Origin of the sequence: Chloracidobacterium sp., assembly GCA_016715795.1 — a bacterium.
Classification (GTDB): Bacteria; Acidobacteriota; Blastocatellia; order Pyrinomonadales; family Pyrinomonadaceae; genus OLB17.
This window is the reverse complement of sequence record JADJXP010000001.1, coordinates 106096-123204: the sequence shown is the minus strand read 5'-3', so window position 1 is coordinate 123204 and position 17109 is coordinate 106096. Positions and strand designations below refer to the sequence as shown.

Here is a 17109-nt window from a genome sequence, read left to right as displayed (position 1 = left end):
CCGGGCTGCGCTCAGCATCCCGGCCAACCTTTTTGTTCGTATTCCTCTTATCAAGCCCTGCCCATATCGATCACAAACCGGTAACGGACGTCAGCTTTGATTGTCCGGTCGTACGCTTCTTCGATCCGATCCGGCGAGATCACTTCGACGTCTGAAGTAATGTTGTGCTTGGCGCAGAAATCGAGCATTTCCTGCGTTTCCGGAATGCCACCGATCAGCGATCCGACAAGAGCACGATTCCCCATGATGAGCGAACCCTGGTGGAACATCGTAGGTTCCGCCGGCACGCCAACGACGGCCATCGTACCGGCGTAGCCGAGCAAGCCTAGATAGGGCATCAGGTTGTGTGCCGCCGAAACGGTGTCCAGGATAAAATTGAACGAATTCGCCAGCGGTACCATTGCTTCTGCGTCCTTGCTCACGACAAAATGGTCTGCACCGAGTGATCGAGCATCGTCCTCTTTACCCGGTGATGTGCTGAAAACCGTTACATCGGCACCCATTGCTTTGGCAAGCTTCACGCCCATGTGGCCGAGCCCGCCGAGCCCGACGACACCGACTTTTGTGCCCGGGCCAACATTGAACCGTTTTAGCGGTGAATATGTCGTAATGCCGGCACACAGCAGCGGAGCGAGACCGGGCGACAGGTCGCTATTGACCTTTAGCGCATAATTTTCGTCGATAACGTATTTGTCCGAATAACCGCCGAAAGTCGGCGTTACGCGGTCCATTTCGGTGCCGTTGTAGGTGAATGCTGAACCGTTAATGCAGTATTGTTCGATACCGCCGGTGCAGGCTGTGCACTCGCGACAGCTGTCGATGAAACAGCCAATACCGGCGACGTCTCCTTCGGTGAATTTCGTTACTTGGTCGCCGACCTGGGCGACGCGGCCGATGATCTCGTGGCCCGGGACCATTGGATACCTCGCAGGCATCAGGTCGGGCCATTCGTTCTTGGCCTGGTGAATGTCCGAGTGGCAAATGCCGCAATACGCGATGTCGATCAGTATGTCGTGCGGACCGACGTGGCGGCGGGCGAAGTTGAACGGCTCAAATTTGGCCTCGTTGCTGTGCGTTGCGAAGCCTTTTGTCGCTATACCAGATGTTTCTGTTCCTATCATTATTGTCTCCTCAAATTAGTGCGATCACTTTCAATTCAATCGCGATCGGCGTTGGCAGCGAGCCGACCTCGACCGTTGTTCTGCACGGACGATTATCCGCGAAATACTCGGCATAAACGCGATTATACGCCGCAAAATCATCCTTCATATTTGTCAAAAAGACGGTGACATCGACGATATTCTCCCACGAAGAACCGGCGTCCTCGACAATGGCCCTGACGTTCTCGAATACCGACCGGCACTGCGTTTCGATGTCGTATGAGATGATCTCGCCTGCGTCATTCAGCTCGACGCCCGGGATCTTTTTCGTCCCACGCTCACGCGGGCCGACGCCGGAAAGAAACAGCAAATTTCCCACGCGCCGGGCATGCGGATACAGGCCCACAGGCTCGGGTGCTCGAGTAGATTCGATCGCGCCGTCGTTCATCGTTTGATGGTGATATTCTATCAAAAACTACTCTGTGTTCGCCCGCAGGTGCATCTGATACTCCGGAGACGGCGAATTATTTACATGTCCACGACGGCCATGAAGACATCTCTTTTGGTTATGCAACTACTCATCGTTACACTCGTCCTTTCGTTGATCGCTTGTGTCGTCCCGCCGACGTCGGCGGATCATGTGAATGTCGATCTATCGTCGCTCGCTCCGACACCTGAGGCGAATCCATCTCAGCCGGCCGGCCTTCAGACGGCCGTATTTGCGGGAGGTTGCTTCTGGGGCATTGAGGCCGTCTTTGAACACGTCAAAGGTGTGATCGATGCGAGCGCAGGCTATGCCGGCGGAACGCAGGAAACTGCTGACTACGGCAAGGTCAGCTCGGGCACTACGGGCCACGCTGAGGCTGTTAAAGTGATCTTCGACCCAACCAAGGTAAGTTATGTTCAGCTTCTGACCGTGTTCTTTTCCGTAGCGCACGACCCGACCGAGGTCAACCGGCAGGGGCCCGACATCGGGCCGCAGTATCGGTCTGAGATCTTTTACGTGAACAACGAGCAGAAGAAACTCGCGACGGATTATATTGCCGCAATCGACAATTCAAAGGTGTTCAAGAAACCGGTCGCGACCAAGGTCAGCTCTCTGAAAGAATTTTACGGGGCGGAGCGATATCATCAGGACTACGCTCGTAAAAATCCGACCGACGGCTACATTGTTTACCACGACCTGCCAAAACTCGAAGCGTTGAAAAAGCGATTTCCCGATCTATACAGGGCAGAACCGCCCGTGTAAGCGGTGGCATTCGCGTTGATTCGTGCAGTGCGGTTGGCTAATAGGCACACGCATCGCCTTAAGGCCCGCGTTGAGATTTACTTGCGGTCTCGACCACCTGCTTATGCAGGCGGTTCTGCCCTATTTGCTCTTTTCCGCCCAGATCTGGACGAGATTCACCAACGTTTCCGTCGATTTTTCCAGTCCTTTTCGCGAATTGAACTCAAGCTTTCCGTGGAAGTTGTGGCCGCCGGTAAACAGGTTCGGCGTCGGCAACCCCATGGCGGTAAGCCGCGAGCCGTCGGTGCCTCCGCGGATCGGCCTCAGCTCTGCTGTAATACCAGCCCGCTTGGCTGCCTCGATCGCATAGTCGGTAAGCTGCGGGTAGTCCTTCAAAACCTCCTTCATATTGAGGTATCCAAGCTCGGTCTTGAATTCGATCTTCACTTTAGGAAACTTTCGCTGCGTTCCGGCGACGAGCTTCTTCAATACCTTCTCCTGTACCGAAAAGCCACTGATGTCGAAATCGCGCATTAGAACCTTAACGACCGATGTCTCGATATCGAGCGTGCCAACGTAGGGATGCAGATACGGTTCGCGGCCCGCGGTCGTTTCGGGCCGGTTCGGAACGGCCTTGTAGAATCTAGACAAGAAATCGCCCGCAGCGTATGCGGAATTGATCATTATGCCCTTAGCGGTGCCCGGATGCGTCGAGAGCCCGCGAAAGGTCACGGTTGCCGTGCGGGCCGAGAACGTCTCATTTGAGATGTCACCGAGTTGTTCGCCATCTACCGTATACGCATACTTTGCTCCCCACTCGGCGATCTCAAATTTCTCGATGCCGCCGCCGACCTCTTCGTCGGGCGTAAACGCAATGGCGATGCCGCCGTGCTTGATCTGTGGATTCTGTTTGAGAACGTCTAGCATCGTCATGATCTCGGCAACGCCCGACTTGTCGTCAGAACCGAGCAGCGTCGTGCCATCCGCCGTGATGATGTCATCGCCGATCAGGTTCTTGAGATCAGGATTCTGGGCCACGGTAATGACCTGCGACTTGTCATTTGGCAGGACTATATCGCCGCCCTGGTAATTCTTATGAATGATCGGGTTAACATTCGCACCCGAAACGGCCGGTGACGTGTCCATGTGCGCGATAAACCCGATCGTCGGCGTCTTGTCCGCTCCCTGAATATTCGACGGCAAAAAGGCGTAAACAATGCCCCACTCGCTGATGCGCACATCAAGCAGATCCATGTCGTTCAGCTCTTTTTCAAGCAGTCTCGCCAGATCAAGCTGCTTTTTCGTCGACGGCGGAGCCGGCTGGTCATCGGCCGCCTGCGTGTCGATCTTGACGTACCGCAGGAATCGCGACATGGCGGATTCGGTCGGAGGATTCGATTGGGTAAATGAAGTGCTTGCGACAAATGCCAACACGAGCAGGGTATTTATAGCTTTATGCATACATTCTTCTCTTCCGTAAAAAACCGCAACGCCTCGAAGCCGCCTTCGCGGCCTATGCCGCTGTCTTTGTAGCCGCCGAATAGGGTGCGGAGGTCGCGGAGCATCCAGCTGTTTATCCAGACAAAGCCTGCCTCGATCTGCGATGCTACGCGATGGGCCCGCGAAAGGTTTTCGGTCCAGACGGACGACGACAGGCCGTAGCGGACGCTGTTGGCATAGCCGAGAACTTCGTCCTCGGTGTCGAACGGCATGATCGTGACGAACGGGCCAAACACCTCTTCCTGATTCGTCCGGCAATCGAATGGCAGCCCCTCGATGATCGTCGGCTTGATGAACCAGCCGTCCGCGCATCGGCGGTCTAAATTAGCTTGCTCGCCGCCGGTCAAAACCGTCCCGCCTTCTTTCTGCGCGAGGTCGATATAGGACATTATCTTGTCAAAATGCGGTTTCGAGACGATCGCGCCGACATCCGTGTCGGCATCGAGCGGGTCGCCGACCTTCAGGGCCGCTGCACGCGAGACAAAATCGCCCTTGAACTGCTCATACATCGGCCGTTCGACAAAGATGCGCGAGCCGCATAGGCATATCTCACCTTGGTTTGAGAACGACGAACGCACCGTGGTTGCCAGCATTTCCTCGTAATTGCAGTCGGCAAAGATGATGTTCGGGTTCTTGCCGCCGAGTTCGAGCGACATTTTCTTGAACATCGGTGCGGCCGTGCGTGCGATCTCTTCGCCGGTCTTTGTGCCGCCGGTGAACGAGACTGCTTTGATGTCTTTATGGGCGACAATAGCCGAGCCGACCTTTGGGCCAGTGCCGTGGACGATGTTCAGAACGCCCGGCGGCAGGCCCGCCTCGATGCAAAGCTTTGACAGTAGGAAGGCCGTCATTGGCGTGACCTCACTCGGTTTTGCGACAACGGTGCAGCCCGCGGCGATGGCGGGAGCGACCTTCCAGGTAAAGAGATAGAGCGGCAGATTCCAGGGTGAGATACAGCCAGCCACACCGAGCGGCTGTCGGAGCGTGTAATTGACCGCGCCCAGATGCGGCGAATCGTGCGATTCGCTCTCGGTGTGCATCGCTCCGGTCGCGAAGAACTTAAAATTCGAGACCGCACGCGGGATATCCACGCTTCTTGCGAGCGAGAGCGGCTTACCCTGATCTATGCTCTCGGCACGAGCAAGCGGTTCCATATCACGCTCGATGAGAGCGACGACACGCATCATCGCATCGTGTCGAAACTCCGCCGAGCTTCGCGACCATTCGGGAAACGCGGCCTTCGCCGCCTCGACCGCCAGATGCACATCACGGCCGTCCGAATCCGCCACGTGCGAATACACCTGTCCGATCGACGGGTCGAAATTATCAAAATATTCGCCCGATGCCGGCGTCACGAGATCGCCGCCGATGTAGTTGTCGATGTTCATGTCAGAACCACCTGCGGTAGCTTGTGTTCAATCCATGGTCAACCACCCGCTACCATGGGTGGTTCTGACTCAGACTTTTGCAAACGTCAATCCCGTTTGGCCCTGGTATTTTCCGCCGCGGTCGTCATACGAGACGGCACAGTCCTGATCTGATTCGAAGAACAATATCTGGCCGATACCTTCATTGACATAGACGCGAAGCGGCAGGTTCGCGAGATTAGCGATCTCCACGACCAGCCGGCCGGTCCAGCCGGCCTCGAGCGGCGTGGTATTTACCAGCAGGCCTGCTCGGGCGTATGTTGATTTGCCGAGTGCAACACCGGTCACGTTTCGCGGCATCTTGAACGTCTCAACGGTTACGCCGAGGCCATAATGGTGCGGCGGCAGCAGATAGTATTGGGAACCGTCTTCGGCCGTCTGCATCACCGGTTCGATCAGCGAGAATTGCTCATCGAACCGCTTTGGGTCGATCTCTTTTGCATGGACGGACGAGAAGATGCGAAACCCGTCGTCAGCCAGGCGCATATCATAACCGTAGCTCGAGCACCCGGCAGAGATTATCCTGCGCCCGTCAATTTCGCGAACAAGCTCGGGAAGAAACGGCGATATCATACCTCCGGCCTCGGCCATCTGCCTGAGCCAAATATCGGATCTGATAGTCATAAGCGTCAGATGATGAACTAAGTCTATCACCTGATGCCGTGAGGTCAGAAGGGAAGTGTCAGCGGCTTGATGGCCAGAGTTCCGTCGCCGACGGAGAACTTCATCGGGGCACCGCCGACGCCGGCTTTTGCCAGCATAGCGTGATCCGTGAATGGCGTCTTGCGCTCGCGCGGTTTAAGGTCAGGAAACGTGTTCACGATCTTCCCGGTCCGCAGAACCAGGGCATCGACCTGTGCGCTTGCCGTCGATGCCAGATGAATGGTCAAGTCGCCGGTTGCCATCTGGACGGCTGCCGTCCGGTTGCGCCATCCGCGCGATCCATACGAGACATCTGCCTTGCCGCTGCCAAAGGTCAGCGAAGATGAGCCACCGATAACCTCGACCTTGGCATTCGTTTCGATAAAGTTCACGCGGATCGAGCCCTCTACGCCCGTGATAGCCAGATCGCCCTTGCCTCCGTCGATCTCGACGTCGGAATATCGTGGAACCGTGATCGTGTAGTCGATGCGAAAAGGAAGCCCTAACAGGGCCTTAGGAAATTTCTTCCATAGCTTTTTATCGCCAAGCTTGTTGTTGGTACCGAAACTTACGATACCTACGCGGCCGATGGTTTCGTCCGTAATAAAGCCGGTGACATTGGCGAGACGGTCAAGGTCGGCTTCAGTGCGGGCGCGAAGTTCGATATCCGCCGTGATCACGACCTCATTCGAGGCCGAGGCGGATACGCGGATCGAGCCATTGGGCGCTCCTGTTACCGCTACTGTGCCGCCGGCGCCGAAGTCAAAACGATCGGTCTTAGTGATCCGACGCGTAAGCAGTTCCTGGGCCGAAGCGGTCGCGCAAAGAATAGAAGCCAAGCCGATTGCCAAGATGAGTTTGCGGTTCATTGTGAGTGAGATGTTAGTGATGAGGCTGTGGCCTCAGCGTCTAAGAAATGCGATCGCTCCGCGCTGGTTTGTGACCGACAGCGTAGCGCTTCCATCGCCGAATCGTCCGACGACTCGACGGCCGTCACCCAAATAGTTTAAGTTTCCGCTGCCGAATACTCCAAGAGAAATATTTCGTGTCGATGGTGCGGTCGCGACCATGCGAAAGGAGGATTCGTAGGGAATGCGCAGATTGATGTTGCCGCGCATGGATGCAAAGCGGTAGTTGCCGCCCGGCTGAAGTTCACCGTCGTAAAAGATGTCACCGATCACGTTCTCGGCCGACACGGCACTTGCCCCGATATTTGTCAGCGTGATGTCGCCCTCGCTCGATATGTGGGCCCGGACCAGCCCGCTGCGGACGTTACTCACGTTTAGGTTGCCGATCTTCGTCTCGATATCGACCACGGTCGTATATGGAACGCGGATCCGAAAGTTCACGTTCCCAACCTCATTTCGGCCTTGGTTATCACGAACCAGGTTGATCACGATCGTGCCGCTGAGGGTCTGGGGCGAGATATTTGCCGCCGGTGCCTCAAGCGTTGCCGTGAGATTGATCTCGGCACGGTTCCAGCCTTCGACCGTTACGGTGCCGGTCCTATTCAGCAGCTGCAGACGAACATTTTGGCCGGCCGCGTAGGTGCGGGAAAATTTCTTCTGCGCGAAAACCTCAACAGTCGAGAGCGCAAAGAAAAAAACTACGCTCAAGAGGGCCGTAGTTTTTGCGATGCCGTCGAGCCGGCCGGAATCTGATCTCCACATCATTCAGGCCTAGAGGTCGGAGAAGTCACGCAAAAGGTCCATCTTCTCATGCAGCACCGAATCGAACATCTCGCCGGAGAGTTCATCATCGGGGTCGCGGGCAAGGATCGTCGAATATTCTGCGAGAGATTCGTCAATGACCCTCAGGTTACGATCAAATGCTTCACGAGTTCTCGCGTCCCACTGTTGACGCCGAACCTGAACACGCGTGTTCCAGTAGTCTATCGCGGCTTGCTGTTCGCGGATCCGCTGTTCACGATCCTGTTGAGGCGTTTTGATAAGACCGACCGTACTGAGAAGTTTCTCAAATACCGAAGGCTTTGTCGCGGCACGGGCAGCTACATCATCGGCCGAAAGCGGGGCATCGTAACGGCGCAGGACAACAACTGTAAGCAGGGAACTCACGAGAGCGATCGAGACCATCGCCGCACTTAGTCGCAGCCAGGAGAACCTCCAACGGCCGTGCCGTTCAGGCTCGGTCGGCGTGGCCGCCTTGGTCTCAGCCTCGATCACATTGTGGATCCGCAGCCACATGTGCTTGGATTCATTTGGGGGCAGATCGTCGATGAGCTTATCAGCCGCCGCTTGCAGCAGGGCCGCCTGGTCGGTGCAATGCCGGCCGCATTCCTCACAGAGGGCCAGATGGCCACGAACACTTGACGACGTCACCCCGTCAAGCTCGTTGTCCATAAATCGGCTTAGGAGAAGTTTGCACTCTTCACAGTTCATCTAACCAAAATGCCGCGATCGGCTGCATACTGATAGATTAACAGGGCAGGATATACGTTGCCTTGCTGTCGGGCGCAACATGATCTTCTTACCATAAAAAAACACGAACACAGCCGAAGGCTCATGCTCGTGTTTGCGCTCGCTTTTTGCAGTCTACGTCTGCTCCTTAAATAGCAGAGTACGCAGCTTCAGTCTTGCTTTATGCAGCTGCGATTTCGAGGTGCCGACCGAGATACCTAACGTGCGGGCAACCTCCTCGTGTTCCAAGCCTTCAACGTCGTGCAAGATAAATACCTTGCGATAGCCATTCGGCAGCTCAGCGATCGCATTCTTGAGAGCGATGCGGTCAACGACCTGCATCCTGTTAGGATTTGCACTGCCGGTTACGGTCTGCTCCGGCATATCGCCGGTCTCCGATGTCTTTTCGTTCTTTGTGCTGCGGCGGCGAAAGTGCATCAGCACCTGATTCACCGTCATCCGATGCAGCCACGTCGAGAACGCCGAATCACCGCGAAAGCTGCCAACCTTGCGAAACAACTGGATAAAGACCTCTTGCGTGAGATCTTCAGCCTCGGTCTGGTTGTTTGTCATTCGGAAACAAAGACTGTAGGTCCGCCGATGATAGCGCTGGTATAGGATCTCAAATGCCGCCAAGTCACCGTTCGAGGCAAGCCGGCACAGGTCTAAGTCGGGTGTCGCCTCGTCAAAATGGGAGGCAGCAGCAACGCCGTGGGCGTCTGCGACACCGATACCGAGGTCTTGCTCTATTACCGCAGAGTGTGGCTCCATGGTGGCCTCTAATGCACTATTTTCGGATCGTGTAAACCTAGCTTGTCCTTTGATGAGCGGTTGCCGGCGAACCGTTGCACTATTTACTGAGATTCTAGTCCGAAAACCAACAAAGGTAAAGAGAAAAGTACTCGTAATTTAGAAGTTCTGGGTCGGCTCGAAGCTGTAGAGGACCGATGCCAGTTCGCCGCGGACACCTACGTCGTCAACGCCCTGAATGCCGTCAGCGAGTGACGTTGCCAGCATCGTGATCTCAAAACCGCTCTTTACTCCGGGCCGTGCGGCCGGGATGAATAACCGCCGGCCCCAGACGGTCAGGGCCTCGCCCGCCGGTGACCGGCCGCCGGCCTGAAATCGGACCTCGTAGGCCCGCCAGCCGCCATTCACGGTTATCTCGCCCTCAGAGATCTCCATGTAGCCGGGCAGAATCTTCTTAAGGGTCTCGTTCGTCTCCTTGACCATCATCGGGAATTTTTCGGCGTCCTCCGTGAATGTCCCCTTGCTCGGATAGTAGCTGATCAGCATCTGCTCCTGCATGCGGTCGTCCGGTGTGTTCCGCGAGATGTCGAGAAACTTGCCGCGTGATTCGGCACTCTCGCCCTGTTGGGGGCCGTTTACCTTCCATTCCTTTGGATAATAGAGTGTGAATCCGACGAAGTTTCTGAGCAGGTCGCCCTTAAGATTCTGCTTGCTGTTCTGGTAGAAATTTGTATTCGGCGGCTGCGGGATCGTGCGGGCAAGCGGCGGCATCTCAGTAGTGGGTACGATCGTATTTGCTTGTGGGGCGGCGATATTCGCATCTATCGACGTCTCAGGAACGGCCGGTTCCCGAACCCAAAGGTACCACCCGAGAACGAGCATGGCGACAAGGGCGGCAAGGGCGATCCCGGCAAAGAGTTTGAACCGCGATGTTTCCTCGGCCGGCGGCTCCGGCGAACGGGCCTTCCACGCCGGCTCGGCCGCGGGCGGCAGTTTTTCCGTGCGTACCACTTTCGGAGCAGTGACCGCAGGAACAGCAACGGCAGGTTCGATGGGCGGAGCATCGACGACCGGTTCGTCGGCGCCTGCCGACGACAGGGCGCCGACGAATGCGTCGCCAAAGTCGCGGGCCTTGACATACCGCTCGGACGAACTATAGGCCAGAGCCCGATGAAGGACGTCGGCGACGGAGCGGGGCAGTTCGGCAGCTGCTGCAGGCCCATTGACGGCAACGCCGGCACTCTGGGCACGCAATACTTCTTTTACGCTGTCGCCGTAGAACGGCTTACTTCCGGTGAGCATCTCAAACGCTACTGCACCGAGCGAGTAAATGTCGCTCGATGCCGTAGCCGCGCGGCCCTCAAGAACCTCAGGCGCCCTGAAGGCAAGATGATGCGGCGACGTTTTTGACTCAGAGGAGCCAAAGTTTACAACCGTTACATGTTCTGATTCTGCCGAGGATGCATCTATTATCAGGTTCTCGGGCCGGACGTCACGATGCAGGACGCCTTGCTGATGGGCCTCGTTCAGGGCACTCGCGGCTTGGCGGATAATGCGCGCCGCCCGCTGTGGCTCAAACCGGCCGTGTATGCCGAGGATGTCACGAACGGACAGGGCATCGACATACTCGCTGATCAAAAACGGTGTGCCGTCGAGAAACTGTCCGGAGTCCACGAGGCGTGCGATGTTCGGGTGTGTCAGATGCGATAGCGACACGCGCTCCTCTGCCAACAGGCTTTCGGTGATCTCGTCATGTCCCTCGTCGGTCAGTATCCGGACAAGGACCTTCTTGTCCTCGACGAGCTTGTCGTCGGCAATATAGGCAAGTCCGTTATCGTCGCCGCCAAGCAGGTCGACGACCTTGTAGCGTCCTTTTACGATCCGGCCGATGAACTCTTCGGGTTTATTCTCGTTGAATTCCAGCGGCGGCAGCCGTTCGTTGTCGGCCAGGTCAATGTGGCTCGTGGGAATTTTGCTCGGATCGACCTTCCTGACGGACGGCTCGGCCGGTCGTATGGCAGGCAACGCATCCGGAGCGAACGGATCGAGCCCGGGATCGTCCAACTCAAAGAAGGCACCGGAGAGACTCTCAGATGTATGGGGTGCCGGCGCAGGAGGTGTGAGATTGGGAAGCGTCTTCTCCAAATCGCTTATGGCCTCGATCTGCGGTATCAGATTGGCAAAGACGCCTTTGCTCTGGCCCTCAGCGGCAAGTTCCTCAGCGACGAGGCGCCGTCCGTCAGTCGGGCAGAAACGGCGCGACCCCTTCTCAAAACTCTGACCACACTTTGGACAAAAGACTTCCATCAAGATCGATAACCTTCCCTATACGGCTGCTATGAGCCCTGCTTCGTCCGTGCCAATTTTGTTGCGAGGCCTGCGTTATTGGGATCAAGCGCTTGCGCCTGTTTATAATTGCGCTCCGCCACACGTGAATTTGACGACCGCAGGAATGCATCGCCCAGAGCCTCGAATTGCCGCCCCAATGTCGTCCGTTCAAACACGGGGACAAACCTCGCGGCCTGGAGCAGCGCGTTCTCTGCGAGTTCTAACCGTCCCTGCCGCAGATACAGCGAGGCGAGCAGGCTGTTTGCCGAAAACGCATTTGGGCTCACGGCGATACTGCGCTTGAGCACACTTTCTGCCTCATCCAGATCATTAAGAGCGAGCAATGCACGGCCCAGCAGCATGAGGGCGGCCGTGTTGCGAGGATCATTGGCGATGGCCCTGGAGAGGAGCTTTTCGGATTCCGCAAACCGCTGCTCCGACTGCATCACTTCAGCGACAAGGACCATTGTCGGTTCGTCATTCGCCAACCGTACCGCCTCGGCGTATGCTGCGGACGATTCGGACGTGCGGCCTTGCCGACGCAACAGCCGGCCGAGATGCGCGTAGGCCGGAGCGAAGCCCGGATCGAGCTGTATGGCACGCCGATAAGCATTCTCCGTCTCGTCAGATATCAAACCGCGAAGCTCCATGGCCACACCAAGCTGATCGTGAGCGAGAGCATTCGACGGGGCGTATTGGATCGCTTTTCGGGCCAGCCGTTCGGCTTCCTCGTAACGCTCGCTTAGGTTCTCGGCCGGAATAGGCTGGGTCAAGACGTAGCTCAGAGCAATGTGCGTAGTAGCGAATCCGGCTTCTATCTGCAGAGCTTCGCGATAGGCGGCCTCAGCCTCGGCCCAACGCTGCTGATCGCTAAATAGGTTGCCAAGGCCGTAGATCGCACGCGAATCACGCGGCTTTAGCGGACGTGCCTTTCGGTAGGCAGCCTCCGCTGCCTCATAATTCCTGTCATCTCGGGCACGCTTGCCCTCTTCGATCAGGTCCTCAAAGAGATCGTTTGCGGCATTCCCCGTAACCGTTGGCTGTGCCGGCGGTTCGGCCGGTCTGATCTCGTCTTGCCATGCCCAACTCTCGTCCGGTGCCGTTGTCTTGGTCGGTGTCGAAGGTTTCTTTGTCGGCTTTTGTGAGGTCTTTGGCGTCGGCTTGGCCGCTTTTGCCGCGGTCGCAGTCCGCCTAGCCGATGACCTCTTTTTCGTAACTACAGGCTTTGGTTTAGACGATCTGGTGGTGCTTTTCGCGGGTGCTTTCTTTGTGCTGCCGCCGCCAAAAAGCTTATTGCTGCTGCCGAGGTCCTGTCCGGTAACGGCCATTGCCGTCAGGGCAAGTGTTCCCGTAAAGACGGCAAATCGGACTGCATTGATGCCAAACATACTGCACACGCGGCTACTGAGTAACCAGCCTGAAACCCAACTCCTTGTCCCTGCGCGTGGCATCAACATCGGCTCTGAACGTAGCGGTAATGGCGAATTCGCCGGTGGACTTATTGTATGCCGCTCCACCACGGATCATATTTCGCGGTTCTTTCGACTCACGCATCGAGCCCTTGCTGCCCGCATAAAGACTCGCTTTTGAACCGGTCCACTCATACACGTTTCCAATCAGGTCCATAACGCCCCAATCGTTCGGGCATGAGGCGGTGCCTACGGCATCGGGCTCAGTGTTCTCCTTATCGGTAACGGCACACTTCGACTGAAATTCATCGCCCCACGGATAAAGGTTGTCTTTAGGCCCGTTTCGGGCTGCATACTCCCACTCGGCCTCGGTCGGCAGCCGGTATGTCACGCCGTCCCGTTTTGACCGCCAACGTGCAAATGCATTGATGTCATCGACATTTACGAATCGCACAGGCATTTTTTCCGTGCCCGATACAGGCCTGTCATTCACCCAGTGTGCCGGGACCGGCCGATAGCCCGTTTCATTGACAAAGGCGAAGTACTCGCCATTTGTCACCTCGGTCTTGTCCATGCGAAACGCCTGAACATTGACCGAGTTTGCCGGACGCTCATTCTCGCGGCCATCGTCACGGCCCATTTTGAACGTTCCACCGGGTATTGACGCAAGGTCTGCTTTGAACGCCGGAACGTCGGGTGTCGGCGTAGCGTTGACATTTCCGCCCGGTTTCGGGCCGCCTATCAGGCCGAGCATCCACGCCGAACCGAAGCCAACGATCCCGATCAGTAAGAGTCCCAATAGGCCGCCGATTCCCAAAAGCAACGGCGATGTGGAACGCTTCTTGTCGGCCTTCCCGTCGGCGTCGGCTCCGTAATGCCCGGTATTCCATTCTTGCTGAACGGTCCGGGCCATTGCATCGGCCGGGTTGATAAGCGTTTTGTCCGCTGGGCGGCCCTTCGGCGGTATGGTTACCGCAACCTGCGGCTTAGGTATGGCCGTCTTCGAATCGAATGATCCCTCACGCAGTTCCGCATACACCTCTTGCGGGCGCCCGTCGCATACGACATCGCCAAGCCAGTCGTGAAAGCCATCGTGGCTTACGCGCAGATGGTGGTTACCGCTCTGGATGCCCTCGAGCATTAAGAGGCCGTTTGTCTTTGTTTCGCCAACCGAGACATTGTCGATGAACACGCTCGATTGGGCCGGTCTTGACCTTATTTTGAGCGTCGAGACCGGCAGCGACTGGCCTGACGTGGTGTGGATCCCAACGCCCGGATATATCGCAGCCCGCAGCTCACTGATGAACGCTTCGACTGACGGCGTCCGCTTTTCGGGGTTCTTTTCGAGCGTGTGCCTTACGGCTTGTTCGATCTCGGGTGAGACGCTGACGCCGGCATCGGCGAGTGTCGGCGGCGGATCCGAGATATGCTTTTTCATTATCGCCGGTATCGACGAGCCCTTGAATGGCACGTCACCCGCGAGCATTTGGAAGAACATCACGCCCAAACTGTAGATATCCGCGCGTGAATCCGGTTCCTCGTCCGCCCATTGTTCGGGTGCCATGTAATAGGGCGAGCCCATCAATCCGGTCGTCTGCGCCTGCACAAACGATCCGAGCAATTCACCCGATTTTATCTTTGCCAGGCCAAAATCAAGGATCTTGACAGCTTGCGACATATCGGGCTTGTCGCTGCAGATCATGATATTGAGGGGCTTAAGGTCGCGGTGGACGATGCCTTGATGATGTGCGGCACCGACGCCTGCGCAAACGGCCGCCATTAGTTCCAATGCTTGCTCGGGCGAGAGCGATTGCTCGCGTGCAAGCACGTCGTGGAGCGATTCGCCCTCGACGTACTCCATGACAAGGAACGGCAGCGTTCCGTCGATCACGCCATAATCCGTTACGCTGACGACGTTTTGGTGACGGATTGCCGCCGCCGCAAGAGCTTCCTGTCGAAACCGCGTCACGAGCTGTGGGTCGTTGCCGACGAGGTCCGGAAGAATGACTTTGATCGCAAGCTGCGTCTTTAGATACGCATGACGGGCCTTGTAGACGATTCCCATTCCGCCTTGGCCAAGGCGGCATTCGAGATGATATTTCCCCTCCAGCACGGGCTCACCCGCGATGGTGTGCGTCGTAGCCGCACCATCATTCGGGCATGTCTCCACGCTGTCCGGGAAACAATTTCTACATTGCTGGCATTCTTTCATCTAGGGCCCGCTGAGCGTTTTCGCAGGGACACAATACCTAACCGCGCCACGACCTCCAGTTTCACAGCGCCGGCGCGTTAGAGATGTCCCATAAGATTCTAATTTGTTTGTTGGTCTCAAGCAAGGAATTGCTCGCCGCGGCGGGACACAAAAAAGCTATTCGACCATCCCCGAGCCTCGAAAAACCTCGGTTATCCGAGGCTCTGCCCATAAGGCGTCAAACTCCCGGCTCGTGCGCGCTATCACAAGGTCTGCAGCATGCTCATTAAATGCACGCTCGACCCAGTCGATGGCCTTATTTCGCTCACCGAGCATAAGATATCGTGCGGCTATCTGAACCGAAGAGATCTTCTCACCACGGGACTCAGCCGCAAGCATATCGTCGAGGTTACGCCGGTGGATGGCGCGCAGTCCACCGCTCGCGAGGGTTCGAAACCGCGAGATATCGTCGTTCGTCGAACCGCGCAACTCCATAGCCCGCAGCATTTCATCTATGGCGGCTGACTCATGCCCGAGCACACCGTAGGCCATGGCCAGGTGTTCGTGAGCGAGGACAAAATTCGGATCGAGTTCGATCGTCGTTCGCCATTGACGGATCGCCTCATCGTCGCGATGCGAAGCAAACAGGATCATCGCCTTGTCAGTGCTGATTACGAGACTGAGCGGATCGAGGCTCCGCGCCATTTCGATAGATTCGATCGCCTCATCGTTTCGCCCCAAGATCAACAGAACGAACGCCCTCGTATGGTAGGCGCGGGCAAACCGCGGATCGAGGCGGATGGCAGTTTGCAGCTGTTGGTCGGCCTCGTGCCATTTCCATGCCAATGCGGTCACATTAGCCAGTGCGACGTAGCCCTCCGGCAGAGAGGCATTGATCGCAATGCAGCGTTCCGCGGCACTCTTAGCCCGAGCAAGAGCGTCGGCCGGGTCAAACGGAACGTGCCAAATGCCCTGAACATAACTCTCGGCGAGCCCGGCATACGCGAGTGCAAATTCCGGGTCTAGTGCGGTGGCATGCTCATAGAGCTCGATGCTTTTCTTGATACCGTCGCCCGTTCGCTTGTTCCAAAAGAAGCGTCCCTTGAGATAGGCTTCATAAGCCTCGCCAACCGCTGTGCTCCTACTTGCCTGCCCATCGTTGATTCGAGACTTTAATGCGATGGCAACGAAACGCGCTACGGTGCCTTGGAGGTCTTGGGTCTTATCAGTTGGACGCTGAATGTCGGGCGCTGTCCACAAAACACTTCCGTCCGCAGCACTTACCAGTCTGACGCTCAGACCAACAAGGTCGCCGTGAGACTGAATACTGCCCTGCAGGAGTGCATCAACACCAAGGAGCCGTCCGATCTCACGCGGATCCTCATGGCGGTAGCTCAGCGCCGACGTCGAACCGCTTCCGACCGTTCTAAGCCCGTCGATCCTGGAAAGATCGTTAAGGATGCTCTCGGTCAATCCCTCGCAAATGTAGTCGTTTTCCGGGTTTGCAGTAAGATTCTTCAACGGAAGAACCGCGATCGACCTTACACCTGACACCGTTTCAGGAGCAGGTCCGGTCACGAGGCCGACAGATACGGCAAGATAGGGCCCCATCCCTATGAATGCAGCCAGAATGACCGCGAGCGCGACTAGGAACACGCGCCTATTTGCGAGGTCCGATAGCCAACCTTGATCGTGTCGTTTATCGGATCGCAACGGAGCGTGTCCGTTCTCCAATGGTGCAATGAATCGATACCCGCTGCCATAGCGCGTTTCGATGAACCGAGCGGGACGTTTTGTGTCGCCGAGGGCCGTGCGAATGGAGCCGACACACTTGCGCAGGGCGTCGTCATACACGTCATGTCCGTCCCAGAAGCGGTCGAGGAGTTCGCGGCGTTCTACGATGCGGTCGCGGTTCTGAATCAGGAAATTCAGTACCTGGAATGGCCTTTTTGCCAGATGCACCTCGTCACCATTCCGGCTCAACTCCTGCGCGTCTTGCCGCATCCGGAAACCTTGAAACTGGAAGTCACCGTTCTCTGCCATTGAGGAAAATTCACCAATTCTTCCGAATTTTGTCCTGTTTGGGAACCGCTATCGGAGTATCCTCTGCAAAAGCC

General features: G+C 56.7%; 14 protein-coding genes. 1 reads left to right on the top strand and 13 read right to left on the bottom strand.

The genetic code is table 11. The features are described from left to right. Positions 1-50: 50 nt before the first annotated feature. The gene (locus IPM59_00615) at positions 51-1121 is read right to left on the bottom strand and encodes an NAD(P)-dependent alcohol dehydrogenase (protein ID MBK9214095.1); all 1071 of its coding nucleotides are present in this window, start codon (positions 1119-1121) and stop codon (positions 51-53) included. 10 nt (positions 1122-1131) lie between these two features. Beyond that, positions 1132-1548, bottom strand: coding sequence for a RidA family protein (locus IPM59_00610; GenBank protein ID MBK9214094.1), 417 nt, complete (start codon positions 1546-1548; stop codon positions 1132-1134). Positions 1549-1668: 120 nt separating this feature from the next. Here IPM59_00610 and msrA point away from each other — a divergent pair, with 120 nt between their 5' ends. Continuing rightward, complete coding sequence (gene msrA, locus IPM59_00605) at positions 1669-2349, top strand: peptide-methionine (S)-S-oxide reductase MsrA (protein ID MBK9214093.1); 681 nt, start codon at positions 1669-1671, stop codon at positions 2347-2349. 120 nt (positions 2350-2469) lie between these two features. Here the strand turns inward: msrA and pepT are convergent, their stop codons facing one another. From pepT to IPM59_00550, 11 genes are all read right to left on the bottom strand, one after another. Beyond that, positions 2470-3702, bottom strand: coding sequence for a peptidase T (pepT, locus tag IPM59_00600; protein ID MBK9214092.1), 1233 nt, complete (start codon positions 3700-3702; stop codon positions 2470-2472). Positions 3703-3773: 71 nt separating this feature from the next. Further along, the gene (locus IPM59_00595) at positions 3774-5216 is read right to left on the bottom strand and encodes an aldehyde dehydrogenase (protein ID MBK9214091.1); all 1443 of its coding nucleotides are present in this window, start codon (positions 5214-5216) and stop codon (positions 3774-3776) included. Positions 5217-5285: 69 nt separating this feature from the next. Then, on the bottom strand, positions 5286-5879 hold the full coding sequence (locus IPM59_00590; protein MBK9214090.1) for a dCTP deaminase: 594 nt from the start codon (positions 5877-5879) through the stop codon (positions 5286-5288). A gap of 44 nt (positions 5880-5923) precedes the next feature. Beyond that, complete coding sequence (locus IPM59_00585) at positions 5924-6766, bottom strand: hypothetical protein (GenBank protein MBK9214089.1); 843 nt, start codon at positions 6764-6766, stop codon at positions 5924-5926. Positions 6767-6799: 33 nt separating this feature from the next. Further along, the gene (locus tag IPM59_00580; GenBank protein MBK9214088.1) at positions 6800-7570 is read right to left on the bottom strand and encodes a hypothetical protein; all 771 of its coding nucleotides are present in this window, start codon (positions 7568-7570) and stop codon (positions 6800-6802) included. Positions 7571-7576: 6 nt separating this feature from the next. Continuing rightward, positions 7577-8257, bottom strand: a complete 681-nt coding sequence (locus tag IPM59_00575) for a hypothetical protein (protein MBK9214087.1) — start codon at positions 8255-8257, stop codon at positions 7577-7579. Between the two features lie 192 nt (positions 8258-8449). Continuing rightward, positions 8450-9085 carry an RNA polymerase sigma factor gene (locus IPM59_00570; GenBank protein ID MBK9214086.1) on the bottom strand — a complete coding sequence of 212 codons (636 nt, stop codon included), beginning with the start codon at positions 9083-9085 and terminating at the stop codon, positions 8450-8452. Positions 9086-9223: 138 nt separating this feature from the next. Then, on the bottom strand, positions 9224-11371 hold the full coding sequence (locus IPM59_00565; GenBank protein ID MBK9214085.1) for a protein kinase: 2148 nt from the start codon (positions 11369-11371) through the stop codon (positions 9224-9226). Between the two features lie 29 nt (positions 11372-11400). Continuing rightward, positions 11401-12780: a tetratricopeptide repeat protein gene (locus IPM59_00560; protein ID MBK9214084.1), complete on the bottom strand. Its 1380-nt coding sequence runs from the start codon at positions 12778-12780 to the stop codon at positions 11401-11403. 13 nt (positions 12781-12793) lie between these two features. Next, positions 12794-14971, bottom strand: a complete 2178-nt coding sequence (locus tag IPM59_00555; GenBank protein ID MBK9214083.1) for an SUMF1/EgtB/PvdO family nonheme iron enzyme — start codon at positions 14969-14971, stop codon at positions 12794-12796. Positions 14972-15169: 198 nt separating this feature from the next. After that, on the bottom strand, positions 15170-17035 hold the full coding sequence (locus IPM59_00550) for a winged helix-turn-helix domain-containing protein (GenBank protein MBK9214082.1): 1866 nt from the start codon (positions 17033-17035) through the stop codon (positions 15170-15172). Positions 17036-17109 lie beyond the last annotated feature (74 nt).